Genomic DNA, 24,033 nt, shown 5'->3' on the forward strand with positions numbered 1-24,033 from the left:
CGTCGCGCCCTCGCCCCCGCCGCGCAGCGCGCGGCAGGTCCCTTTACCTCTGGATGCCCGAAACGCCACTGCTTCACTCGCTCCGGTTGAGGTCTATGCTATCAGAGGACGGCACTGGTATATGCTTGTGCAGCCCGCCGGCGGCGATCCGCGCGCCATGCCATTGCTGCCTTTACTTGACCCTGCAAGGAAACTATTCGTGAACTTTATTTTTCGCGGCGACGAACTGCTGGTGAGTGAAACGGGCCTCGGCCTGCCCGATGCCAGCGTCTGCGGCGCACTGGGCATCCACCCCGACTCCATGCAGCCGCTGTGGCACCTGCAGCACACCCATTACCGAAGCATTCACGTCGCGCGCGATCTCGCCGCACCCGATGGCTATGCCTTTCGCAAGCTGCGCGCCCTGCTGCCGGAGTTAGGCGAGCAGGCAGCGCTGGCCGGTCGCGCTTTCCAGATCGCCGAGTGGGTACGGACCCATCGCTTCTGCGGTGTCTGTGCCACGCCCATGCAACATGCGACCCATGAGCTATGTCTGCAGTGCCCGAACTGCGGCCTGCATGCCTACCCGCGCATTTCGCCCGCGATGATGGTGCTGATCAAGCGCGGCGACCACATCCTGCTGGCCCGTCACGCGCGCTACGCCACGGCGCGCTACACCGCATTGGCCGGTTTCGTGGAGGCCGGCGAAAGCATCGAAGACGCCGTCCACCGAGAAGTCGCCGAGGGGGTCGGCCTCAAGCTGCGGGATCTGCGCTACTTCGGCAGCCAGTCATGGCCCTTTCCTCACTCGCTGATGATCGCCTTCACGGCCGAGTACGACGGCGGGGAGGTTCAGATCCAGGAAGATGAAATTTCCGACGCACAGTGGTTCGGCCCGGGCGACGTCATCCCCAACATCCCCATGGTTCAGTCGATCGCGGGCCGCCTTGTCCGCGCCAACCTGCCACCAGGCGTTCATCTGGTTGAAACCTGATTTTCGGATGCGGCGCGTACCGGCAGTATCATGCGCTCAGCCGCGCGCCGCCCGGCCTTAACCCGAGAAATCAACGTGTCCGACTCCTCCTCCCGGCTGGTGCGCTTTGGCACCGGTCCGCTGATCCAAGCCGAAATCGGCAAGCCACGCCGCCCCATCGAGGGCAATACCGAGTTTCGCACCGTCAACGCCTTTGAAGCCAATGAGGGCCGCGTGCTGTCTGGCATCTGGGAAAGCACGGCGGGAAAATTCCGCTCCGACACGACGGGCTACATCGAATTCGGCTACATCCTCGAAGGCCAGGCGCGTCTCGTCGATCCCGACGGCACGGTCCATGAACTCCGGCCTGGCGATCCTTTCATCATGCCGCAGGGCTACAAAGGCCACTGGGAGGTCGACACCTTCGTCAAGAAGGTCTATTTCATCACCCACGTGGCCTGAGCCGCCCGGCTTCAGCGATACACCAGTACCGGCAAGTCCGAATGGGCCAGCACCTTCTGTGTCACGCTCCCCAACAACATGGCCGACAGGCCACTGCGGCCGTGCGAGGCGATGGCAATCAGATCGCACCCCTTGTCCCGGGCAGTCGCCACGATGGCCTCATACGGCTGGACATTGATGGCCGTTACCGCTTCGCAAGGCACGCCGGCATCGGCCGCACGCACGGCCGCCTTCGCGAGCCATTGCTCGGCCTGCACGCGCTCTTCGCGCTCGTACTCTTCCAGGGTGCCGCGTAGCTGCACCGACTCGCCGGCCGAGGCGCGCACCGGTTGAATGACCTGAATCAGCGTCACGCGCGCATCGAGCTTGCGCGCCAGGGCCAGGCCCTGCTTTACCGCGCGCTCGGCCAGATCGGAACCGTCGGTGGGGATCAGGATGTGCTTGTACATAGAGCCTCCTCTTTCTGGGTGAAAGGCCTCGCGAGACCTTGGGAGAAACACAGTAACGCGGCCATGCCTGAACCATATTGCGCCGGATCAGGCCGGCGTGCAAACCCTTCCGCGGCACGCATCAAGGAAATCCGCCATTCCTGCGCCCGCAGCCAGGCGGTATGCTCTGAACACGAGCGGCCAAGACGGACAGCTTGCGCCGCACTCTGGAGACTCCCCCTGATGAAGCACACCCTTTGCCTGCTTGCCCTGGCCCTGGGCAGCGCCACCGCTGGCGCACAATCCCCCGCACCCGCGCCGGCAGCCACCACCACCAAGACGCCCGCGGCATCGACGGCCAAAGCCGCGCCCGCGGCCAAGCCGCCCCGTGACGAGTTTTTCTGGCTGGGCGAGATCAACAAAGCCACTGCCGTCATCAATACCGAACAGGGGCTGCTGGACAAGGCCCTCGCGCCCAACGTTGCAGCAGGCGTGGCCCAGGTGATCGAGGCCGGCAACCAGCCAGGCGGCAAGCGGCCGTCGAGCGTTATCACCTTCGAACCCCTGATGATCAAGGCCGCCGGTCAGGATGTCACGCTGCTGCACGCCGGGCGCTCCAGCCAGGACATGCACGCGACCTATCGCGCCGCCATCCTGCGCGAGAACATGTTGACGCTGGCCGACCAACTCAACCGCAGCGCCACCACGCTGGTCGATCTGGCCGCCAAGAACGTCGACACCGTCGTGCCCAATTACACCAACGGCGTGGCGGCCCAGCCCAACAGCTACGGACACTATTTGCTGGGCCATGCCGCAGGCCTGGCGCGCGACGCCCAGCGCATCCGCGAAGCGTATGCCCGCATCGACCGTTCGCCCATGGGCACCACCGTGCTCAACGGCAGCAGTTGGCCGCTGGATCGCAAACGCATGGCCGACTATCTAGGGTTTGGCGCCATCGTCGACAATGCCTACGACGCCGCCCAGATCTCCTCCATGGACGAACCCGTGGAGGTCGCCTCCATCGTGACAGCCATCGGGCTGCATGCAGGCAATTTCGTGCAGGACATCATGCCGCAATATGCGCAGACCCGGCCCTGGATCCTGCTCGAAGAAGGCGGCGGCAACACCTATGTTTCCAGCGCCATGCCGCAAAAGCGCAACCCTGGACTGCTGAACTCGCTGCGCAGCGACGCGTCGACGGCCGTAACGCTGGCCATGGGGCCAATCATCCAGATGCACAACATCACCCCGGGCATGCCGGATCCCAAAGAAGTCGACCAGAACAGCGCCATGGTGGAAAGCGCCACCAAGGTGCTCAAGAAATGGGACCGCGTCATGAAGGCGCTGGTCATCAATCGCGATCGCGCCCTGGAAGAACTCAATAGCGACTGGACAGCGTCGCAGGAGCTGGCAGACGTACTGATGCGCAAGTACCAGGTCCCCTTCCGCGTGGGGCATCATTTTGCCTCGGAGATCGTGACGCTGGCGCGCAGCAAGAACATCAAGCCGCTGGACTTTCCGTATGCTGAGGCGCGCCGCATCTACCATGAGGCCGTGCAGGGGACCAAGTACCCGCAGGATCTGCCCATGAGCGAGGCCGAGTTCCGCGCCACGCTCGACCCGGTGGCGATCATCAAGCATCGTGCGACCACCGGCGGGCCGCAACCCGCGGAGATGAAGCGCATGCTCAAGGAAGCCCGTGCTCAGTTGGCCGACAATGCGGCCTGGATCAAGGGCAAGCGCGAGCACATCGACGGCTCGCTGGCGCGTCTGGACCAGGACTTTAACAAGCTGCTGCCAACGGGCCGCTAAACCACAACCTGCCTCAGGACCAGGGGTGCGCACCCCTGGCCGCTCGCACTACACGCCAGCCAGGCTGTGCAAGAGCCAGGCGCCCGCAGGGCCCAGCGTCCGTCTCGCAGACCATACCGCGTCAACCTTGATATGCCGGGGCCAACCCGGCACGTCCAACTCGCGCAGGCGTGCCTGCCCGAAACGCTGCACCATCCAGCGCGGCAGTTCCGTCCAGCCAAAGCCCAGACTCGCCATCTCCAGCAGCATGAGATAGCTTGGTGCCGACCAGACCGGGCGGGCCGGCGGCATCGGTGCATCCGCCATCGCCAGCGTGCTCAGCCGCAACTCTCGCGCATTGGCCAGATCCTGCAGGCTGACGCGCGACTGGGCCGCCAGCGGATGGTCCGCGCCACGTCTGGCGGATAATCGCTCTGCGCCGCCATCAGGCCCAGATGGGCCCGTCCCTGCTGCACCAGCGCCACCACATCCTCATGCTCGGCGATCAGGCACTCGAAGCGCAAGGCGGGGTAGCGTTTATCAATGGCACTCAGGGTGGCTTCAAACGTGTCTGACTGAAACGTATCCGACAACACCACCGTCAGGCGCGGCTCCAGGCCATCGGCCAATTGACTGGCGGCACGGTTCAAGCGCTCGTTGGCCGCCAACACCTGCTGCGCATGCGCCAGCAGGGTTTGGCCGGCCTCAGTCAGCACCGGTTGGCGCTGACTGCGATCAAACAGCACCAAATTCAGATCGACCTCCAGATTGGCGATGGTTTCGCTGACCGTGGACTGACGCTTGCCCAGGGCTCGCGCCGCTGCCGAGAACGACCCGGCCGCGGCGACCTGGGCAAAGGTCGCCAGGGACTCCAGGGAATGGCGCATGGGATGCTCCGTGTCTTGTCCATCGGTTTTTCCGATAGATATCAACTTTATAGTATCGGATTATTCGGAGAAAATGCGGACATTGACGATCGAGGTTGGCCATGACACAAGCCCAAAAAACACTCAAAGAACGTTTTGTCCATGCGTTTCTGTTCGAGATTCTCGCCATCGGCCTGTGCGCGCCGGTCGCGGCATGGCCCATGGGCAAGTCATTGTTCGAGATGGGCGTGCTTACGGCCGTCATCGCCTGGATCGCCCTGCTCTGGAACATGCTCTACAACGCGGGATTCGACCGCCTTGAAAACCGTATGGGCTGGACTCGCACGCTGCGCCTGCGCGTCGTCCATGCCCTGGGGTTTGAGACCGGCCTCATCCTCATCGTGATTCCATTGGCCGCGTGGTGGCTGCAGATAAGCCTCTGGGAGGCCTTTGTGCTGGACATCGCGTTGGTGCTTTTCTATCTGCCCTACGCGTTTTTCTACAATCTGGCATACGACAAGGCCCGGGTACGCGTGTTGCGCTGGCTCGACCAGCGCAACCGCTATGCCCAGGCCTGAGCCCGCCTCCTACTCCAGATGCGGGTGACGGTCAGCCAGACGCTGACGCTTTTCGCGCAGTTTCTCTATCTGGCCTTCCAGCTCGGCGATCTCCGCCTCCACGTCGACCAAAGACTGTTCAATATCGTCATAAACCTCCAGCAACAAAGCTTTGGCCTCGCGCCGGTCCGACGCGTTGGGGGTATCGCCGCGCAAGGGTTTGTTGGCCGTCTCCGGCAGGAAAAATGACGTGATCAGTCCAATGGCTGCGGCCACCATCAGGTAAAAGGCCGGCATCAACAGATTGTCGGTCTCCTCCACCAACCAGGCGGCCAAGGTCGGCGTCAGACCCGCCACGATGATGGCCACGTTGAACGAGCTGGCCAAGGCGCTATAGCGGATCCGCGTCGGAAAGAGCGCGGGCAAGGTCGATGCCATCACCCCCGTCATGCAATTGAGCAATACCGCCAGCAGTAGCAGACCGAGAAAGATCAGGTTCATCGAGGAATACCGGGGAATGCAGACCGGATCTTGAGGAAGAAGTACTCCTGATCGCGGTAGCCGTAGGCGCGGCGCTTGATGACTTTGATGGTGTTGTTGATGCCCTCGACGATGCTGGTGTTGAGCCGGTGGCGACAGCGAGACAGAATCCCGTGCAGATAGGCTTTTAGCTTGAGCGCGAAGTGAGCCAAGGCGGCGATGCCGCTGCCCCGAGCCTGTTGCAGCCAGTGATCCCATGCCTGGCGGGCGTAGCCGGGGTGTTGGTAGAACCACAGCTGTTTGAGCTCATCGCGCATCAGATAAGCGGTGAGCAAGGGCTGGTTGGCCTGGAGCAACTCGTCCAACTTTACCGATTGGCACGGATCGAGGTTTTTGCGATTGCGCAGCAGTAGCCAGCGACTGGACTTGATCACCCGGCGGGCCGGCTTGTCGTGCCGCAACTGGTTCGCTTGGTCTACACGCACCCGGTCTATCACTTCACGGCCGTACTTGGCCACGACGTGGAACAGGTCGTAGACGATCTCGGCGTTGGGGCAGTTGGCCTGGATCTCCAGCTCATAGGCCGTCGTCATGTCGATCGCTACGGCCCGGATCTGCTGGGCAACCCCAGTTGGCAGTTGTTCGAAGAAGGCTCTGGCCGTCTCGCGCGAGCGGCCATCACCGATCCATAGCACCTGACGGCGGATCGGATCGACAACGACCGTGGCATAACGATGGCCCTTGTGTAGAGCGAACTCGTCCATCGCTAGGTAGTGGATCTGGCTCCAGTCCGGCTCTTGGATCGCCCGTCGCAGCAGGGCCTTGTCCAGCGCCTTGACCGTGTGCCAACCCAGTTGGAAGAAGCGCGCCACGGCCAGAATGTTGCTGGACTCAAGCAACTGGCTGACCGCCTCGGCCAGCCGGTCGGTCACTCGCTGGTAACGGCCCAGCCAGCTCAGCCTCTCCAGATGCGGTCCACCGCACTGCTCGCACCAGACCCGCCGACGCGGCACTACCAGCGTCACTCGCAGCGCCATTAGCGGCAGATCCCGCACCCGGCGCGTGGTCGTCTCATGCACCTGCCGACATCGGTTGCCGCAGTGCTCGCAGTGCATCGTTCGCGCTGAAGGCTTCAGGTAAATCGTGACCGTCCGGCTCTCACCTTCAGGCCACACGACCCGCTCCACCCGATAACCTTCCCACCCACCCAACCTCTCGATCGTCTTGCGGTCCAGCATGATCCCGGCCTTGATCCTTGAAAAATCAAGGATCAAGCGTAACGGCAATCAAGCACGGCTCCACGCTATTCCGCGATGAACCAAAGATCAGCCCGATGTTGTCGCTGGCAATCATGCCAAACGACGGAATGGCCAGCACCAGCACCCCGATGCTGCCGATCAGCAGAAACGGCCGCCGCCCCACCTTGTCGCTCATGAAACCCACGACCGGTTGCACGAACAGCATGCCGATCATGACGACCACGATGATCAGAACCCCGTGGGATTCCGAGTAGCCCAGGCTGTTCGACAGGTACGTCGGCATATACGTCAACAGCATGTAATAGGTGATGTTGGTCACCAGCACCATGCCGATGCTGATCAGGAGAGCGCGCCGGTATTTAGAGAAAATTTCCCGAAAAGAAATCGTCGGCCGGTCTTGCACTGCATCGCGATCCTCCTGCTCCATTTTTTTCGAGCTGCTGGGTAAAGGCCGGGGTTTCCTCGGCAGCATGACGCAGGTAAAGGCCCAGCAAGCCCAGTGGTCCGGCCACGAAGAAAGGCAGACGCCATCCCCACTCTAGGAAAGCCCCTTCACCCAGCAGTGTCTGCAAGAGCACGACCAGTCCCGCGCCCAGCACAAAGCCGGCGATGGAACCGAAATCCAGCCAGCTGCCGAGAAATCCCCGCCGCCTGTCCGGCGCATACTCGGCCACGAAAATCGCCGCGCCGGTGTACTCACCACCCACCGAAAACCCTTGCGCAAGCTTGCACAGCAGCAGCAGCACCGGCGCCCACAGGCCAATGGTCTCGTACGAAGGGATCAGCCCGATGCAGAAGGTGCTGATCGCCATGATGATGATGGTGATGGACAGCACTTTCTGGCGACCATATCGATCGCCCATCAGGCCAAAGAACACGCCGCCCAGAGGCCGAACAAGGAAAGGCACGGAAAACGTGCCCAATGCAGCGATGGTCTGCACCGCCGGCGAGGCATCGGGGAAAAACACTTTCCCCAACGCATAGGCCACGAAGCCGTAGACGCCAAAGTCAAACCACTCCATCGCATTGCCAAGCGCTGCAACCGTCACAGCCTTCTTGAGCTTGGTATTGTCAATAACCGTGATATCGCCAATCTGCAAAGGCCGTGCATTTTGTGAGGATTGCTCCGCCATGATTTCTCCTCTTATGAGCGAAGATAAGGTGCATGCACTATGTATTTCCACTCCATCATACGCGTGCGCAAGCGCCATTGAGCGCCAAGACAGATTACGATCCGATGACCACGGAACGCGCGCGGCATCCCGCCGCAACCCCACCCACACGGAGCGCCGCATGGCCACACAGAAACTGCTGACCGACGAAGACGTCCGCAACAACCCACAGGCATGGGCCGTATTCGAAGACATCCGCGCCACACGCAACTCCGATTTCGTCAACAACTTCTGGCGCGCCCTGGCCAATGACCCGCCCCACCTGCAACGCGTATGGGAGCAGCTCAAACAGGTAATGATGACCGAAGGCGAACTCTCACCGCTGGTGCGCGAATTGATCTATATCGCAGTGTCCACCGCCAATGGCTGCAGCTACTGCATCCACTCGCACACCGCCTCGGCACGCGCCAAGGGCATGACCGCGGGCCAACACACGGAACTGCTGGCAGTGATCGGCATGGCAGCCCAGACCAACGCCCTGGTGACAGCCATGCAAGTGCCCGTGGACGACGCCTTTCAGGTGCCCTGAGCCGGAAATGGGCCATGGGGGCTCCGCTATACGGATGACAGGGCGTCAATATCTGCCAAGCCCTGGCATTGACGCGGTGTTACGGTGCAACCGCGTGCGCAGGCTGGCTCCATCACACATAGTGTCGGTTCAGATCCGGCGTTATGCACGACGTCCCAGTGGTCACCACGATGGCCACTACCGGCCTGCCGGAAACCGGGGACCTTCGGTGTCGGCTATCCAGACGGGTTTTTTTTGCATGATCGCTTCAAAATCGCGGCTGGCCAGGAAATCATCGAGCCAGCGATGCAGCGCCGGCCATGGCTGGGCGGCAAACCACGGCAGATCGACATGCGCGAACTGCCGCACAAAAGGCGCGATAGCCATATCGGCCAGACACGGCCTGCTCCCGAACAGATAGCGGCCAGCCAGCAGGCGGCGCTCAAGCGCCGCCAGGAAATCCGCCGCCGAGGCTCGATGCACGAGCGGATCGACGCCTTCGTACCGCACCGGATACTTGTAGCGGTCCAGATCGGCCTTGAAGGGCCCATCACACCTTCCGATCAGGATTTCCATGTCGTCCACCTGGCCGGTCTCGGGAACGAGCCATTGCGGCAGGTCCTGAGGCTGCAACGCCCACCGCATGATGTCCAGGCTCTGATCGATCACCTGCCCATCGGCGAGCACGAGCACCGGCACGGTGCCCTTGGGCGAGGCCGACAACATCGCCGCCGGTTTCGCACGCAGGCTCACCTCACGCAGTTCGCAAACACGGCCCCCGGCGAGCATCGCAAGCCGCGCCCGCATGGCGTAGGGGCAACGCCGAAAGGAATACAGAATGGGCAATGCGGTCACGGGTATCCTTACACATGAGCAGGCAGCGGCAGGCGCGCACGGCCCTCCCCGCTCATCTTAGAGGCCTGTGCCGGCGCGCCGCACGGTTGGCACTCGCCTGGCATCTGGATCTGACCCGCCGCCGCATTCCAGACGAAAAAAAACCGCTCAGGCAGGCGCGTGGCGGTTTTTTTGCAGGGCTTGGTATTCTTGGCGGACAGAGGGGGATTCGAACCCCCGATACGCTTATCACGTATACACGCTTTCCAGGCGTGCGCCTTCAACCACTCGGCCACCTGTCCTAATTTGGGTCGCTTCGGCAGGGAAATTATCGCTGCCGAAAACGCGAATCCGCGATTCTAGCAGAAATGCGCACGCTTGGCAGCGCGGGCGCCCTCATGGTGCGACGGCTGCCTGGCGCGCCAGGCCTTCGGCCGCGGCAATGGCCTGAGCCAGAAACGGCGAAGAGTCTCCGCGCCGCCAACTGAGGATGACAGGCGAGGAAAACGCCGGGGTATCCACCGGCAGGCAGACGATGTCGCTGCGGTTGGATCGCTGCACACTGGTGGGCACCAGTGTCAGGCCCAGCCCGGCCACGACCAGTCCCAACGCCGTTTGCAACTCGTTGGCTTCCTGGATGACGGTGGGCTGGTGGCCCGCGGCGCGAAACAGTCCCAGCACGTGGTCGGCGTAATTGGGCCGGGGCCGCGCCGGATACAGCACAAACGGCTGGGCTGCCAGCTCGGCGATGCTCAAGCGCGAGCGCTCTGCCAGGGGATGCGCGGCAGGCAGGACGGCGACCAGCGGTTCTTCCATCAACACCCGTCGCTCAATGGCCGGGTCGTCAAAGGGGATACGGCCTATCCCCAGGTCGATACGCCCGCTTTTGAGCGCCTCTATCTGGGGCAATGTGGTCATCTCGCTCAAGCCGACTTCGACTTGTGTGTCGGCCTGACGTAGGTATCGGATGAGCTCGGGCACGAAGCCGTAGAGCGTCGAAGGAACGAAGCCGATGCTGAACCAGCGGGCGGCCTGCGCGCCCAGCCGGCGTGTGCCGGTGAGGACCTCATCCAACCGGGCGGTCAGTTGCAGCGATTGTTCGTACAGGAAGCGCCCTGCCTCCGTGAGCTTGAGGCCTCGGCTGCCACGCTCGATCAGAATCACGCCCAGCTCTTCTTCCAACTGGCGGACCTGGCGCGACAGGGGCGGCTGCGCGATATGCAGGACGGCGGCGGCACGCGTGAAACTGCCTTCGCGCGCCACGGTTTGAAAATAGCGCAGATGCCTGAGCTCCATAGCCATACCCAAAAGGCATTAAAAGCGGCCAATATAGTCTTGGGCGTCGCTTTTTGCCAGGGCAACAGGATGCCTCCCCTGCCCCTCCTTCCATTCAGGTATGGCTGCTCGCACTATCGTCGCCGTCGCGACCGTACGGCTCGCCCCGCCCCCCATCTGCGTCCACCGGCGCCGCACCCATGGGCGGCAGCCCGAGCAACGGGGCGTTCATCGGGCCAAGGAAACCGAGCGGGTGGGTCGACGAGCGCAACATCACGATCTGGTAAGCAGAGTCAGGGTTGGGGGGCGACTCCGGCCTTTTGTCGCCCGTGCGCCTCGGCAGGCAGCATCGTCACCATGGCCGCCGTGCATGCGGCAATCAGCGCCATCACCAGCAACAGCGTCGTAAAGCCCACCTGTTTGACCACTGGCCCCAACAGCCAAACCGCCAATGAACTCACCCCGAACGACACGGTCAACCTCATGCCCGCCACGCGCGAGCGGCTGTGGTCATCAACATAGCGGACGATCATCGCGTCGGTAAACGGAATGGCACCAAAGATGAAGATCATCGCGCCCAGCAGCGCCGCGTACAAGGCCCAGCCCTGCGCCCACGCCGCCCACAACAGCAACGGCACCTGGATCAGCGCAATCGTCCGATAGAGCGACTTCAGCGGCACACGATCGATGAAACGCCCGACCACCACCTGCGCCAGCGAGGCCACGACATAAATGGCCGCCAGCCCAGTGTTTGGACGAGGTAGCCGGTAACCAGCGCCGCCACTGCCACGCCCAGGTTGCCCGCCAGTCCGTTGATGCCGATGACCGCCCCCGGCTTGGCGGCGTGTTGCACGATCATGGGAATACCCACCGGGTGATAGATCGACGCAAACAGGCCGACCAGCGCCAGACCGCCCGCCAACTGCCAGGCGTCGCGGGCCAGCGCGCACAACAGCGCAGACGCGCCTATGCCGAAGAAAAACAACAGCATCATGCGCCGCCTGCCCCAGAGGTCGCCGAGACGCCCCGACGGCCAGGAGCCAATGCCAAACAGGAAAAAAGCCGCCACGCCATAAGGCATCAGATCTTCCCACTGCGCAAAGCCGAAATCGGCGGCGATCGTGGCAACTGCCGCGGCAAAGATCAGCAGAAACATATGATCGATGGCATGGGCGATGTTCAGCAGCAAGGTGACGGGACGCGCGTGCGGACGCTCGGCATCAGTGACGGACATATCAGGCCTGACTCGAAAGAATGGATGCCGGCCAGTGTGCCCAGAAGCGGCTATTCTGTCTCTCTTGGTTTTGACGAAAACTATCGCAATATGGACAAGCGCCAACCGCATGCCCCCATCATCGAGGTGGGTTACCCCGACGCACCCGGGGTCGTGACCCGCCGCCGCGAGCTGGCCGCGGATTTCCATATCGAACCGCACTGGCACGAAAGAGCGCAGTTGCTCTATGCCTCGCATGGCGTGATGCGCGTATCCACGCCACGCCGCCTGTGGCTGGTGCCTCCTACGCGCGCGCTGTGGATTCCGGCGCGCGTCGTGCATGAGATCCGCATGGGCTCGCCCGTGGACATGCGATCGCTCTATATCGATGCCTGCCTGGTGCCCGGCATGCCGGATGACTGCGCGGTGCTCGAAGTCACGCCCTTGATGCGCGAACTGGTGCTGCGGATTTCCCTCACGCCACCGTCAAGCAGCACGGATCATGAGTTGCTCAGCACACTGCTGGTCAACGAAATGCCAAGACTTGCCCCGCGCGGCTTCGATCTGCCGCTGCCCGAGAGTGCGGCGCTGCGCGCGCTGTGCCAGGCCTTGATGGCCGACCTGAGCCTCGCCCCGAGCCCGGATCAGGCCGCCGCGCGCCTGGGCGTGAGCGCACGCACCCTGTACCGGCGCTTTCTCGACGAAACGGGCCTGAGCTACATCCGCTGGGCGCAACAAGCCCGACTGCTGGAGGCCGTTCGGCGTCTGGCCGAAGGCCAGTCGGTCACTACCGTGGCGCTGGATCTGGGCTACCAGAGCCCCAGCGCGTTTACCGCGATGTTCCGCCGTCAGCTGGGGCGCCCGCCGCGCCAGTGGCGCTAGGGCTCGATCTGACGGTAGGACAGCACCGTGCCATCCGGCGTCGCCTCCTCCAGCCGCACCCGGAATCCCCACAACCGCCCAAGGTGCTTCATGACCTGATCGGCCTCGCCGCTTTCCAGGGGCCGGCCGCGGCTTTGCTGATGTCGCAGCACCAGCGAGCGATCCGACTCGCGGTGATAGCGCACCACCTGAATATCGGGCACCTGGTTGTCTCGGTTGTGCTGGGCGGCCAGCAGCTTGCGGATTTCGCGATAGCCGTCGTCATCGTGAATGGCCGCCACCTCCAGCTTGGGATTGTCCATATGGTCCGCGATGGCGAAAAAGCGGAACTCCCGCATCAGGCGCGGCGACAGGTACTGCGAAATAAAGGATTCGTCCTTGAAATTCCGCATGGCAAAGTCCAGCGTCCTGAGCCAATCCGCTCCGGCGATGTCGGGAAACCATTTACGATCCTCGGCCGTGGGCGCCTCACAGATACGGCGGATATCGCTCATCATGGCATAGCCCAACGCATAGGGATTTATTCCCCCATAGCCGCGCTCGTCAAAACCGCGCTGACTCACCACATTGGTGTGGCTCTGAAGCACTTCGATCATGAAGCCGTCGTTGACCAACCTCAATTGGTGCATCCGGTTGAGCAAGGTGTAATGCCAGAACGTCGCCCATCCTTCGTTCATGACTTTGGTCTGGCTCTGCGGGTAAAAGTACTGCGCGACCTTGCGCACGATGCGCACCAGTTCCTTCTGCCAGGGTAGCAGCGTGGGCGAGTGCTTCTCGATGAAATACAGCAGATTTTCTTCCGGCTCAGGCGGAAACGCCCCGGACGCGCGCGCCTGCGGCGCGGCATCGACACGTGGCAGCGTGCGCCACAGGTCGTTGTACTGCAGGCGGGCATGTTCGGCGCGCTCGCTCTGCCGTTGCGCTTCCTCGCGCAACGAGATCGGTGGCGGGCGTTTGTAGCGGTCCACCCCATGCAGGCTCAGGGCATGGCAGGAATCGAGAAGCGCCTCGACCACGTCGATGCCGTAGCGTTCTTCACAGTCCATCACATACTTGCGCGCGAATACCAGGTAATCGAGCACACCGTCGGCGTCAGTCCATTGCCGGAAGAGATAATTTCCCTTGAAAAACGAGTTGTGGCCATAGCAGGCGTGCGCGATGACCAGCGCTTGCATCGCCATGGAGTTCTCTTCCATCAGATAGGAGATGCAGGGGTTCGAGTTGATGACGATCTCGTAGGCCAGCCCCTGCATGCCCTTGCGGTAGGACTGCTCGTTGCGGATGAACTCCTTGCCGTATGACCAGTGCGGATAGCCTATGGGTAGCCCGGCCGATGCGTAGGCATCGAGCATCTGCTCCGACGTGATCACCTCGATCTGATTGGGGTAGGTGTCCAGGCCGTAGTCGCGCGCAATCGCGCTGATGGCGTCGTCATAGCGCTGCAGGAGTTCGAACGTCCAATCCGACCCGTCGGACAGCGGCGCGCCGACCTCCTGCCCGGTTGCGATTGCGTTCATGCGGCCTCCTTCTTGAACAGCTCATGGAAGACGGGAAAGATCTCGCTGCGCTGGCTGATGCGACGCATGGCGAAATGCGGCGCCGTCTCCTGCTCGTACTCCGCCCACAGGCTGCTCTTGCGCGCCTGGACCGAGTCCGGCACTTCGATGTAGGCGAAATAGCGCGTGGCGGGCAGCAGCTTCTCGGCCAGAAATCGCGCACTCTTGCCCGCGTCGGCGCCGAAGAAATCGCTGTCGCTGGCCTGCGCGGCATAGACGTTCCACGCCGAGGGCGGATAGCGTTTCTGCACGATCTCGTGCATGAGCTCCAACGCGGACAGCACGATGGTCCCACCGCTTTTCGGATCGTAGAAAAACGCCTGTTCGTCGACCTCCTCGGCATTGTCGGTATGCCGGATGAACACCACCTCGACTGTCTCGTACTTACGCGAAAGAAAGAGATAGAGCAGCGTAAAAAACCGTTTGGCTAGATCTTTCTTGCCCTCGTCCATGGAGCCGGATACGTCCATGAGGCAAAACATCACGGCGCGGGCCACCGGCGTGACCACCGGCACCCGGTTGCGATAGCGCAAGTCCAGCTCGTCCAGAAATGGCACCCTCGCCGCCCGCGCGCGGCACTCTTCGAGCAAGACGCGTAACGGCGCAAGTTGCGCCTCACTCTCGTGTTCATCGATGGCTTGTTGCAGGCGCGACTCGGCCTGCCCGACCTCGCTGCGGGCATTGAGGCCCAGCGCCACTCTGCGCGACAGCGACGCGCGCAGTGTTCTGTTGACCGACAGCAGACTGGGCGAGCCCGTCGTGGTGTAGCCGGAGCGCTGCCATTTTTTCTGCGAAACATCCCCCAGTTGCGTACGCACCAAATGCGGCAGTTCCAGATCATCAAAGAACAGATGCAGAAATTCCGCCCGGGACAGGCTGAACGTGAACTGGTCCACCGACTCGCCCTCGCCGGGCTCGCCGCGGCCGCCTTCGCCGCCGCCGCCCTGCGGCCGGTCAAAGGTGTCCCCCTTGGCAAACTCCTTGTTACCCGGGTGCACCATCTCGCGGTCACCGCCCTCCCCATGGCGGAAATACGGCTCGGAGATGTCACGCGCGGGCAGATTGATCTCTGCTGACTGATCCATGTCCGCGATGGATCGATCGCGGACCATATCCTGCACGGCCTTGCGGATTTGATCCTTATAGCGGCGCAGAAAACGCTCGCGATTCACTGCGCTCTTGTTGCGGCCGTTCAGGCGACGATCGATGAGCGAATTCATGATCCACCTCAGCTCAGGACGACTTCCTCACCCGCAGATACCACTCGCACAGCAGGCGGACCTGCTTCTCGGTATAGCCCTTGTCGACCATGCGATCGACGAAGCTCTGATGTTTGCTCCTATCCTCGGCAGAAGCCTTGGCGTTGAACGAGATCACCGGCAACAGATCCTCGGTGTTGGAGAACATCTTCTTCTCGATCACCTCGCGCAATTTCTCGTAGCTCGTCCAATTTGGATTGCGCCCGCCATTGTTGGCGCGGGCCCGCAAGACAAAATTGACAATCTCGTTGCGAAAATCCTTGGGATTGGCGATGCCGGCAGGCTTTTCGATCTTCTCGAGCTCGTCGTTGAGCGCACTGCGGTCGAAGCTCTCTCCGGTCTCGGGATCGCGGAATTCCTCATCCTGTATCCAGCAATCGGCAAACGTCACATAGCGGTCAAAGATGTTCTGACCGTACTCGGAATAGGACTCCAGATAGGCCGTCTGGATCTCCTTGCCAATGAACTCGGCATAGCGTGGCGCGAGGTAGCCCTTGATGAAGTCCAGGTACCGCCGCCGCACATCCTCCGGAAAATCCTCGCGGCCGATGCGCTGCTCCAGCACGTACATCAGATGCACCGGGTTCGCCGCCACCTCGGTCTGATCGTGATTGAACACGCTCGACAGGATCTTGTAGGCAAAGCGGGTCGACACGCCATTCATGCCTTCATCGGTGCCGGCGTAATCCTTGTACTCCTGCAACGCCTTGGCCTTGGGATCCACATCCTTGAGGCTCTCGCCGTCGTAGACGCGCATCTTCGAGTAGATGCTGGAGTTTTCCGGCTCCTTCAGCCGCGTGAGCACGGAGAACTGCGCCATCATGTCCAATGTGCCTGGAGCGCAAGGCGCGCGCGACAGCGAGCTGTTGCGCAAGAGCTTTTCGTAGATGTGGATCTCTTCGGTTACCTGCAGGCAATACGGCACCTTGACGATGTAGATACGATCCAGAAACGCTTCGTTGTGCTTGTTGTTGCGGAAGGTCTGCCACTCGGATTCGTTGGAGTGTGCCAGAATCGCGCCGTTGAAAGGGATGGCCGAAAAACCTTCGGTACCCTTGAAGTTGCCTTCCTGCGTGGCGGTCAACAACGGATGCAGCATCTTGATCGGCGCCTTGAACATCTCCACGAATTCGAGCAGGCCCTGATTGGCCAGGCACAATCCGCCCGAATAACTGTAGGCATCGGGGTCATCCTGCGAGTAGCGGTCGAGCTTGCGTATATCGACCTTGCCCACCAGCGAAGATATGTCCTGGTTGTTTTCGTCGCCCGGCTCCGTTTTTGCAATGGCGACCTGACGCAACACCGAGGGGTTGAGCCGCACGACGCGAAATTGCGAAATGTCGCCGTCGAACTATTTCAGTCGCTTTACGGCCCAAGGCGACATGATGCCGCTCAGATAGCGCCGTGGAATGCGGTATTCCTGCTCCAGCGTATCGCCGAAACGCTCGGGGTTGAACAGACCAAGCGGCGACTCGTTGACGGGTGAGCCCTTCAGGGCGTAGATGGGATGGGCCTCCATCAGGACTTTCAGCCGTTCGGCGATGGAAGACTTGCCCCCGCCCACCGGCCCCAGCAGATAAAGAATCTGCTTGCGCTCTTCGAGCCCCTGCGCGGCGTGCTTGAAGAACGACACGATCTGATCGATGACGTCCTCCATGCCATAAAACTCCCGGAATGCCGGGTAGCGCCGGATCATCCGATTGGAAAACAGACGTGAGAGGCGGGAATCATTGCGCGTATCGACAAGCTCTGGCTCCCCTATGGCTGCGAGCATGCGCTCGGCCGGACTGGCATAAGCCATGGGATCCTGCTTGGCCAGCGTCAGATACTCTTCCAACGAGAGTTCTGTTTCCTGGTCACGCGCATACTGCGACTTGAAGCCTTCGAGGATGCTATGCACGGCAAACCCTCCTACAGTACTGAGAGCACGGGTCCAACACGCGGGTCCGTTGGGCCATTGTGTTCCTCCTATACCTGCCTCGCCAGTCATTATTGCGATCGCACAACACACATCATGTGGCCGTCGTACTTTCACCACACACAATAGGCAGGATAGAAGACCTACGATTTACTTAGGGTCAGCCTGTGCGCAACAAGTTCCGCACGATTGGCGTACGCACGAGAAAAAGGCCATCGCTGCGATGGCAGCCATGGCCTTGGAGTGCTAGCAATCGGGGTCAGCCCACGTGCATATTCATGCACGATGCACGCATAAGCTTATGTCCTCATGTACGCACACGCAGGGGTTCTACAGCCAAGCTGGCGCGCGGCCATCGACTGCACCGGAGGCGCTGAGCATGCGCTCGACATAGCGCGCGATCATGTCGATTTCGAGATTGACTTGGTCGCCGGCATGCACGTTGCGCAAGGTGGTGACGGCCTGGGTATGAGGAATGATGTTGATGCTGATCTCGCAGCCATCGGCGCCATCTTCGACGTGATTGACGGTCAGGCTGATGCCGTTGACAGTGATCGAACCCTTGTAGGCCAGAAAGCGCGCCAAGGCCCTGGGTACGGCAATGACGAGCTCGCGCGACTCTCCCGCATCGGAAAACCGCAACACTTCGCCCAGGCCATCGACATGCCCTGACACCAGGTGCCCGCCGAGCTTATCCCCCAGATCCAGGGACTTTTCCAGGTTGACTTCGCCCTCGCGTTGCAAACCCACTGTGCGGTTTAAGCTTTCGCGCGACACGTCCACCTCAAAGCCCTGACCCGTCAGATTGACCACGGTCATGCACGCGCCCTGCACGGCGATAGAGTCTCCGATGGCGACGTCCTGCAGCCCCAGATCCCCCGCGTCGATATCCAGACGCACACCCGCATCCTCGCCGGCCAAGGGCTTGACCGAAACAATACGGCCAACCGCAGCCACCAAACCCGTAAACATATGAATCTCCCAGAGATGTGACTATTGTTCGGAGGCGCGCCGTGCGCTGGCCAGAAGCGCCAGCCAGCGTGCGTGATCGCGCGCCTGCAGGCGCACGTCTTCGCCCACCCGGACAAGATCGGTAAAACGAAAGCGGCGTGCCGCATCCAGATGCTCGAGCATGGGCATCTGCACCATGCCTGCCGCATCGCTCAGCATCACGGGCGCCAGGTAGACGAGCAATTCGTCCACGCAATCGGCAGCCAGCAACGCGCCCGACAATCCCGCACCCGCCTCCACATGCACTTCATTGCAATCCTGGGCCGCCAGCCAGCGCATCATGGCGGCGAGATCCACGCGCTGGCCGCCAGCATCGGGCAGGCACACGACCTCGACATTCTTGTCTGCCAGGCGCGCCGCCTTGGCGTCGTCCCGGATCGCGGTAAACACCCAGGCCGGTGTGCCATCGAACAAGCGCGCGTGCTCAGGCACCTGAAACCGCCCATCCACCACGGCTTTGCGCGGCTGACGCGGCGTCTGCACGGCGCGCACCGTCAACTGCGGATCGTCCTTCAACACCGTACCCATACCGGTGAGCACGACATCGGCGCGCGCGCGCCAGGCATGCCCGTCCGCACGCGCGGCCTCGCCGGTAATCCATTGCGACACGCCGTTGTGCAGTGCGCTGCGGCCGTCCAGCGATGCAGCAAGCTTAAGCCATAACCAGGGCGTGGCCCGGCTCATGCGCGCCACGAAACCGGCATTCAGGGCCAATGCCTCCTGCTCGCAGATGCCCGAGGTGACCGCGATGCCTGCCGCGCGCAGGCGTGCGAAGCCCTGGCCCGCCACACGCGGATTGGGGTCGCCCAGCGCCACCACCACCCGCGCCGGAGCGGCCGCCACCAAGGCGTCGACGCAAGGCGGGGTCCGGCCGTAGTGGCTGCAGGGCTCTAACGTGACAAAGACCGTGGCGCCGGCCAGGTCATGCCCTCCGGCTTGCGCCGCACGCAGCGCCATGACCTCGGCATGCGGTCCGCCCGCAGGCTGCGTCGCCCCCTCGCCCAATACCTGTCCGTCGCGAACGATGACGCAGCCCACGCGTGGGTTGGGCGACGTGGTGTAGATCACGCCCCGGGCAAGCTCCAGGGCGCGGCGCATCCAGTAGATATCTTGGGGGTCGCTCATGGCAGCGATTGTATCCGCCCGCCGCGCCCAATGCGGCGCTGCGCCTGCGACCAGCCATCCCGGCATAGGATTGTCCGTTTCAGGCCCATCCTGGTCTTCGCTGGCATGGCCCCAACGGTGATCGACGCGCAAAATGGGGCTACTCTCTCCTCAACGACAGGTTGACCATGAAACAAGCGCTTCTCTTTATCGACGTCCAGGAATCCTTCCGCCAATGTCCGTTTTGGGATGAAACCGAACTGACCGTCTTTGCACGTAATGCCCAGAGCCTGGTCGATGCCGCGCAGGCACGCGGCATCGACGTGCTGCAGGTCTTTCATGTCAACACCACCAACCCCGAGTCTGTCTTTGCCCCCGAATCCGGCTACGTCCGCACTCTGGCCGAGGTCCGCGTCACACCCACGGCCATCTTCCACAAAAACGTGCACTCCGCACTGTTTGCGCGAGATGCCGAGGGCAACACCCTGCACGCCTGGCTGACCGGACATGGCATCGAAGAGGTCATCATCGCCGGCATCCGCACCGAACAATGCTGCGAGACCACGGCACGCCACGCCTCGGACAGCGGCTACAAGGTGCGGTTTGTCACGGACGCTACGCTGACCTTCGCCATGCAAAGCCCGGCTGGTACCGCGTACACGCCCGCCCAGATTCGAGACTGCACAGAGCTCGTCCTGGCGACACGCTTCGCCCGCATCGTGCCGGCCGCCCGGGCGCTGGAGGACTGATGACGAGCACGCCGGTCTACTTCGTCGTCCAGGAGGACATCGTGCTCCTGGACCTGGCCGGCCCTGCCGAGGCCCTGCGCATCGCCAACCACTACGTACCCGGACGCTATGCACTGCATTACTGCGGCCCGCAGCAGGAGGTGCAAAGCGGTTTGCAGGGGCTGTATCTGTCGCGCCTGGCGCCGCTGCCTCAGAGCCTGCCATCGCACGCGCTGGTGGTGATCAGCGGCCAGGTCAACGCGCGCCACGCGCTGGAGCGCCCCGACCGCCAGGCGCTCATCGCCTGGCTTGCGCGCCGCGCTGCGGCCGATGGCTTCGGGCTGATGTCCGTCTGCGCCGGGGCCCTGATGCTGGCTGCGGCCGGCCTGCTGGGCGGGCGCGAATGCACTAGCCATCACAGTTGCCTGGAAGCCCTGCGCGCGCTGGCACCCGATGCACGCGTGCTGGAGAATCGCATCTTCGTCGAGTCCGCCGGCCTGTGGACCAGCGCGGGCATTACCGCCGGCATCGACCTGGCCCTTTACCTGGTCGCGCGCGACTGCGGCGCGCGCGTCGCCAGCGCCGTGGCGCGCGAAATGGTGGTCTATATGCGCCGCGCAGGCAGCGACGCCGCACTCTCGCCGTGGCTGGACCACCGCAATCATCTGCACCCCGGGGTGCACCGCGTTCAAGATGCAGTGCTGCGCGAGCCCGCTGCGCAGTGGTCGGCGCAGGGCCTGGCCGAGCTGGCACATACCAGCGCACGCCACCTGAACCGGCTGTTTGCCGAGCATGCGGGCTGCACGCCCATGGACTATGTCTATCAGGTTCGCCTGACCCTGGCCAAGGAGCTGCTACGCGAGACGCGCCTGGATCTGGAACGCGTGGCCGAACGAACCGGATTCAGTTCCGCGCATCATTTGCGCCGTGTCTGGCGCCGCCACGAGGCCGGCCCGCCCAGCGCCGTTCGAGCCGGGCCATGATGGATCATTCCTTGCGCAGCTTTCCGCTGCCCGGCCGCAAAGGCCCCTGCATTTCCCGGATGGCTTCGACGAACTCGCCGATATCCTCAAAGCTCTTGTAGACCGACGCAAAGCGTACGTAAGCCACTTTATCCAGGCGCTTGAGCTCATTCATGACGAGCTCGCCGATGTGTTCACTGGGCACCTCGCGCGCGCCGCTGGCCAGCAAGGTCTCTTCGATGCGGGCCACCGCCGCGTCGACCTCTTCGGTACTGACCGGACGCTTGCGCAAGGCCAGCGCCAGACTGCCGCGCAATTTGGCGGCATCGTAATCGCTGCGGCTGCCATCGCGCTTGACCACCGTGGGCATGGCCAGCTCGATACGTTCATAGGTGGTAAAGCGCTTGTCACAGGACAGGCAGCGCCGGCGCCGCCGTATGGTGTCGCCCTCTTCGGATACCCGGCTGTCTACCACCTGAGTATCTGCATTTCCGCAAAATGGGCACCTCATGTCGCGCTCCCCCGTGCCTGTAATCGCCGTATTGTAATGACAGCGGCGTCTGCACCGCGTGCGGGCGGCAAGTTTTGTTGCATCGGAGCACGCGCCGCAGGCCCGTCCAACGAAAACGGGCCCCCGCAGGGGCCCGTAGATACCGCAATGCCGGCAGGAATTACTTGGTGCCGTAGACGGGCAGACGCGACGTCAGCTCGTTGACCTTGGCGCGCACGGCGGTAATATTGGCCTCGTCGCGCGGGTTCTCCAGCACGTCGGCAATCAGATTGGCGGTCAATTCCGCCTCGGCTTCCTTGAAACCACGAGTCGTCATGGCCGGCGTACCCAGACGAATGCCGCTGGTTACGAAGGGCTTTTCCGGATCGTTGGGGATGGCGTTCTTGTTGACCGTGATGTGGGCCTGGCCCAGCACCGCCTCGGCTTCCTTGCCGGTGATGCCCTTGGCGCGCAGGTCGACCAGCATGACGTGGCTTTCAGTACGACCCGAGACGATGCGCAGCCCACGCTTGACCAGGGTTTCGGCCAATATCTTGGCGTTCTTGACGACCTGGGCGGCGTATTCCTTGAAATCGGGCGACAACGCTTCCTTGAAGGCCACGGCCTTGGCGGCAATGACATGCTCGAGCGGACCACCCTGGATGCCCGGGAAAATAGCCGAATTGACGGCCTTCTCGAACTCGGCCTTCATCATGATCACGCCGCCGCGCGGGCCGCGCAGCGATTTGTGCGTGGTCGAGGTGACAAAATCCGCGTGCGGCACGGGGTTGGGATATTGGCCACCCGCCACCAGACCGGCGTAGTGGGCGATATCGACCATGAACAGCGCGCCATTATCGTGCGCGATACGGGCCATGCGCTCGAAGTCGATATGCAGGGCGTACGCCGATGCACCTGCGACGATCAGCTTGGGCTTGTGCTCTTTGGCCAGCGCCTCGACCTGGGCATAGTCGAGGACTTCGTTCTCGTCCAGACCATAGGGCAGGAAGTTGTACAGCTTGCCCGAGGCATTGACCGATGCGCCGTGGGTCAGGTGGCCGCCTTCGGCCAGACTCATGCCCAGCACGGTATCGCCTGGCTTGAGGACAGCCATGTAGACGCCCTGATTGGCCTGCGAACCGGAATTGGGCTGCACATTGGCCGCTTCGGCGCCAAACACCTGCTTGAGGCGGTCGATCGCCAGCTGCTCGACGATGTCCACGTACTCGCAACCGCCGTAATAACGCTTACCCGGATACCCTTCAGCGTACTTGTTGGTCAACTGCGTGCCCTGAGCCTGCATGACGGCCGGGCTGGCGTAGTTTTCGGAGGCGATCAGCTCAATGTGCTGCTCTTGGCGGACGTCTTCTTTCTGGATGGCGGCCCAAAGGTCGGGGTCCACCTTGTCGAGGGTGAGCTTGCGGTCGAACATGGAGGGGGTTTCCTGGAACGGAGAAGAAGCAAAAACAATGCGCTTAGTGTACCCCGTCCAGCGCCGTTTCCCTTGCCGCAAACGAGGCAAAACCCCGTGAACCGTTGGTAAAAACCGCCAACCCGACGTTTACTGGAGCGCGACTCATGACAGGCATGAGCCACGCTCATATCGTACCGGCGCCACAGCGCCGGCCCCGCTCATCAGGATGCCGAGGTCGCGCCAATCTGGCGCGGCGCCAGAGCGGGGTTGAGCGTGTACGTCCCCGTGACAGCCGCCTGCGCCAGCACATGGCCTTGCATTGCCTTGAGCGCGTCGGCGCCGGTGAACTTGCCATGCACGTTCAGCTTGGCGACGTCCAGCGCGTACAGCGTGAAAACATAGCGGTGCACGATGGCGTCATTCCAGGGCGGGCAAGGGCCGTCATAGCCGAAATAATCGCCACTCATGTCGCGATCCGCGGCAAACCAACCGGTGTAGTCGTTCAAGCCCTGGCGCGCTTCGTGGGGCGCCAATGGCCCGCCCTTGCCCCGGGGGGTAATGCCATCCGAAAAGGCGCCTTCCTGGATTTCACGTAAATTGGGGGCCAGGTCAATCAGCACCCAATGAAAAAAATCCACCCGCGGCAGCGCGGCAGGCACTTCTCGGCCATCCTGATTGACGTCGTCGGGCTTGGAAGGCACGTCCGGGTCATGGCATAGCAGGGCGAAAGACTTCGTTCCTTCGGGGACATCATCCCAGGAGAACTGCGGATTGAAATTATCGGCCAGGGCAATACGGGATTGCGGGTCGATCCTGCCGAAGGCATAGCGCTCGGGGATGGACTCGTTATCGGTAAACGACAGGCTCGCGAGTTTCATGATCGTGCTCCTTAACAAAACCGCTGGCGCCAGG

Annotated in this window: 24 protein-coding genes, 1 tRNA gene and 2 pseudogenes; 8 read left to right on the forward strand and 19 right to left on the reverse strand. The window is 62.5% G+C overall.

Features of this window, described 5'->3' with window-relative positions:
- Nucleotides 1–199: 199 nt before the first annotated feature.
- Entirely contained in the window at nucleotides 200–973 is a 774-nt protein-coding gene (gene nudC / locus LK440_RS13570; RefSeq protein WP_005018632.1) for an NAD(+) diphosphatase, read from the forward strand.
- A 30-nt stretch (nucleotides 974–1,003) separates the two neighbouring features.
- A complete protein-coding gene (locus tag LK440_RS13575; protein WP_005018631.1) occupies nucleotides 1,004–1,414 on the forward strand; it encodes a cupin domain-containing protein in 411 nt (136 codons plus the stop codon).
- Between the two features lie 11 nt (nucleotides 1,415–1,425).
- Here LK440_RS13575 and LK440_RS13580 read toward each other — a convergent pair whose 3' ends face one another.
- A complete protein-coding gene (locus LK440_RS13580; RefSeq protein ID WP_005018630.1) occupies nucleotides 1,426–1,863 on the reverse strand; it encodes a universal stress protein in 438 nt (145 codons plus the stop codon).
- 222 nt (nucleotides 1,864–2,085) lie between these two features.
- On the opposite strand from LK440_RS13580, the gene LK440_RS13585 reads away from it, so the two are divergent.
- Entirely contained in the window at nucleotides 2,086–3,654 is a 1,569-nt protein-coding gene (locus LK440_RS13585; RefSeq protein WP_005018629.1) for an argininosuccinate lyase, read from the forward strand.
- A gap of 48 nt (nucleotides 3,655–3,702) precedes the next feature.
- Here the strand turns inward: LK440_RS13585 and LK440_RS13590 are convergent.
- Nucleotides 3,703–4,520: pseudogene (locus LK440_RS13590) on the reverse strand (LysR family transcriptional regulator).
- A 101-nt stretch (nucleotides 4,521–4,621) separates the two neighbouring features.
- Between LK440_RS13590 and LK440_RS13595 the strand changes: the two are divergent.
- The gene (locus LK440_RS13595; protein ID WP_005018628.1) at nucleotides 4,622–5,077 is read left to right on the forward strand and encodes a multidrug/biocide efflux PACE transporter; all 456 of its coding nucleotides are present in this window, start codon (nucleotides 4,622–4,624) and stop codon (nucleotides 5,075–5,077) included.
- Nucleotides 5,078–5,086: 9 nt separating this feature from the next.
- Here the strand turns inward: LK440_RS13595 and LK440_RS13600 are convergent, their stop codons facing one another.
- The 4 genes from LK440_RS13600 to LK440_RS17900 are packed head-to-tail and all read right to left on the reverse strand — an operon-like array spanning nucleotide 5,087 to nucleotide 8,006.
- A complete protein-coding gene (locus LK440_RS13600; RefSeq protein ID WP_005018627.1) occupies nucleotides 5,087–5,557 on the reverse strand; it encodes an MFS transporter in 471 nt (156 codons plus the stop codon).
- The gene (locus LK440_RS13605; RefSeq protein ID WP_005012861.1) at nucleotides 5,554–6,774 is read right to left on the reverse strand and encodes an ISL3 family transposase; all 1,221 of its coding nucleotides are present in this window, start codon (nucleotides 6,772–6,774) and stop codon (nucleotides 5,554–5,556) included. Before LK440_RS13605 ends, LK440_RS13600 begins: the two co-directional genes overlap by 4 nt.
- A 25-nt stretch (nucleotides 6,775–6,799) precedes the next feature.
- Entirely contained in the window at nucleotides 6,800–7,222 is a 423-nt protein-coding gene (locus LK440_RS17895) for an MFS transporter (RefSeq protein ID WP_250637134.1), read from the reverse strand.
- Nucleotides 7,155–8,006 (reverse strand): MFS transporter, encoded by an 852-nt coding sequence (locus LK440_RS17900; RefSeq protein ID WP_250637133.1) that lies wholly within the window; start codon nucleotides 8,004–8,006, stop codon nucleotides 7,155–7,157. The genes LK440_RS17895 and LK440_RS17900 overlap by 68 nt, the downstream gene beginning before the upstream one ends.
- An 82-nt stretch (nucleotides 8,007–8,088) precedes the next feature.
- Between LK440_RS17900 and LK440_RS13615 the strand changes: the two genes are divergently transcribed.
- Nucleotides 8,089–8,496: a carboxymuconolactone decarboxylase family protein gene (locus tag LK440_RS13615; RefSeq protein WP_005018626.1), complete on the forward strand. Its 408-nt coding sequence runs from the start codon at nucleotides 8,089–8,091 to the stop codon at nucleotides 8,494–8,496.
- Nucleotides 8,497–8,673: 177 nt separating this feature from the next.
- Here LK440_RS13615 and LK440_RS13620 read toward each other — a convergent pair whose 3' ends face one another.
- The 5 genes from LK440_RS13620 to LK440_RS13640 form a co-directional block, all read right to left on the reverse strand.
- Entirely contained in the window at nucleotides 8,674–9,330 is a 657-nt protein-coding gene (locus LK440_RS13620; protein WP_005018625.1) for a glutathione S-transferase, read from the reverse strand.
- A 190-nt stretch (nucleotides 9,331–9,520) separates the two neighbouring features.
- Nucleotides 9,521–9,611 (reverse strand) — tRNA-Ser (locus LK440_RS13625).
- A 94-nt stretch (nucleotides 9,612–9,705) separates the two neighbouring features.
- Nucleotides 9,706–10,605: a LysR family transcriptional regulator gene (locus LK440_RS13630; RefSeq protein ID WP_005020411.1), complete on the reverse strand. Its 900-nt coding sequence runs from the start codon at nucleotides 10,603–10,605 to the stop codon at nucleotides 9,706–9,708.
- Nucleotides 10,606–10,877: 272 nt separating this feature from the next.
- Nucleotides 10,878–11,309 (reverse strand): MFS transporter, encoded by a 432-nt coding sequence (locus tag LK440_RS13635; RefSeq protein ID WP_052109218.1) that lies wholly within the window; start codon nucleotides 11,307–11,309, stop codon nucleotides 10,878–10,880.
- Nucleotides 11,255–11,818 (reverse strand): MFS transporter, encoded by a 564-nt coding sequence (locus LK440_RS13640; RefSeq protein ID WP_052109217.1) that lies wholly within the window; start codon nucleotides 11,816–11,818, stop codon nucleotides 11,255–11,257. The genes LK440_RS13635 and LK440_RS13640 overlap by 55 nt, the downstream gene beginning before the upstream one ends.
- Before the next feature lie 90 nt (nucleotides 11,819–11,908).
- Here LK440_RS13640 and LK440_RS13645 point away from each other — a divergent pair, with 90 nt between their 5' ends.
- A complete protein-coding gene (locus LK440_RS13645) occupies nucleotides 11,909–12,679 on the forward strand; it encodes an AraC family transcriptional regulator (RefSeq protein ID WP_025341326.1) in 771 nt (256 codons plus the stop codon).
- Here the strand turns inward: LK440_RS13645 and LK440_RS13650 are convergent.
- The 5 genes and pseudogenes from LK440_RS13650 to ribD form a co-directional block, all read right to left on the reverse strand.
- Complete coding sequence (locus tag LK440_RS13650; RefSeq protein ID WP_005018622.1) at nucleotides 12,676–14,196, reverse strand: SpoVR family protein; 1,521 nt, start codon at nucleotides 14,194–14,196, stop codon at nucleotides 12,676–12,678. The genes LK440_RS13645 and LK440_RS13650 overlap by 4 nt on opposite strands.
- Nucleotides 14,193–15,455, reverse strand: coding sequence for a YeaH/YhbH family protein (locus LK440_RS13655; protein WP_005018621.1), 1,263 nt, complete (start codon nucleotides 15,453–15,455; stop codon nucleotides 14,193–14,195). Before LK440_RS13655 ends, LK440_RS13650 begins: the two co-directional genes overlap by 4 nt.
- A gap of 13 nt (nucleotides 15,456–15,468) precedes the next feature.
- Nucleotides 15,469–17,385: pseudogene (locus tag LK440_RS13660) on the reverse strand (PrkA family serine protein kinase).
- Nucleotides 17,386–17,742: 357 nt separating this feature from the next.
- Nucleotides 17,743–18,384 carry a riboflavin synthase gene (locus LK440_RS13665; RefSeq protein ID WP_005018620.1) on the reverse strand — a complete coding sequence of 214 codons (642 nt, stop codon included), beginning with the start codon at nucleotides 18,382–18,384 and terminating at the stop codon, nucleotides 17,743–17,745.
- Nucleotides 18,385–18,405: 21 nt separating this feature from the next.
- Nucleotides 18,406–19,521 (reverse strand): bifunctional diaminohydroxyphosphoribosylaminopyrimidine deaminase/5-amino-6-(5-phosphoribosylamino)uracil reductase RibD, encoded by a 1,116-nt coding sequence (gene ribD, locus LK440_RS13670; protein WP_025341325.1) that lies wholly within the window; start codon nucleotides 19,519–19,521, stop codon nucleotides 18,406–18,408.
- A 194-nt stretch (nucleotides 19,522–19,715) separates the two neighbouring features.
- On the opposite strand from ribD, the gene LK440_RS13675 reads away from it, so the two are divergent.
- Nucleotides 19,716–20,276 carry a cysteine hydrolase family protein gene (locus LK440_RS13675; protein WP_005018618.1) on the forward strand — a complete coding sequence of 187 codons (561 nt, stop codon included), beginning with the start codon at nucleotides 19,716–19,718 and terminating at the stop codon, nucleotides 20,274–20,276.
- On the forward strand, nucleotides 20,276–21,238 hold the full coding sequence (locus LK440_RS13680) for a GlxA family transcriptional regulator (protein ID WP_005018617.1): 963 nt from the start codon (nucleotides 20,276–20,278) through the stop codon (nucleotides 21,236–21,238). Before LK440_RS13675 ends, LK440_RS13680 begins: the two co-directional genes overlap by 1 nt.
- Before the next feature lie 4 nt (nucleotides 21,239–21,242).
- On the opposite strand, the gene nrdR is transcribed toward LK440_RS13680, so the two are convergent.
- The 3 genes from nrdR to LK440_RS13695 all read right to left on the reverse strand — a co-directional run bounded on the left by nrdR (nucleotide 21,243) and on the right by LK440_RS13695 (nucleotide 23,999).
- Entirely contained in the window at nucleotides 21,243–21,728 is a 486-nt protein-coding gene (gene nrdR / locus LK440_RS13685) for a transcriptional regulator NrdR (RefSeq protein WP_005018616.1), read from the reverse strand.
- A 160-nt stretch (nucleotides 21,729–21,888) separates the two neighbouring features.
- A complete protein-coding gene (gene glyA, locus LK440_RS13690) occupies nucleotides 21,889–23,139 on the reverse strand; it encodes a serine hydroxymethyltransferase (RefSeq protein ID WP_005018615.1) in 1,251 nt (416 codons plus the stop codon).
- A 203-nt stretch (nucleotides 23,140–23,342) separates the two neighbouring features.
- A complete protein-coding gene (locus LK440_RS13695; protein WP_005018614.1) occupies nucleotides 23,343–23,999 on the reverse strand; it encodes a YbhB/YbcL family Raf kinase inhibitor-like protein in 657 nt (218 codons plus the stop codon).
- Nucleotides 24,000–24,033: the final 34 nt, after the last annotated feature.

It is taken from the genome of Bordetella holmesii, assembly GCF_020735985.1.
In the GTDB taxonomy this organism is placed as follows: domain Bacteria; phylum Pseudomonadota; class Gammaproteobacteria; order Burkholderiales; family Burkholderiaceae_B; genus Bordetella; species Bordetella holmesii.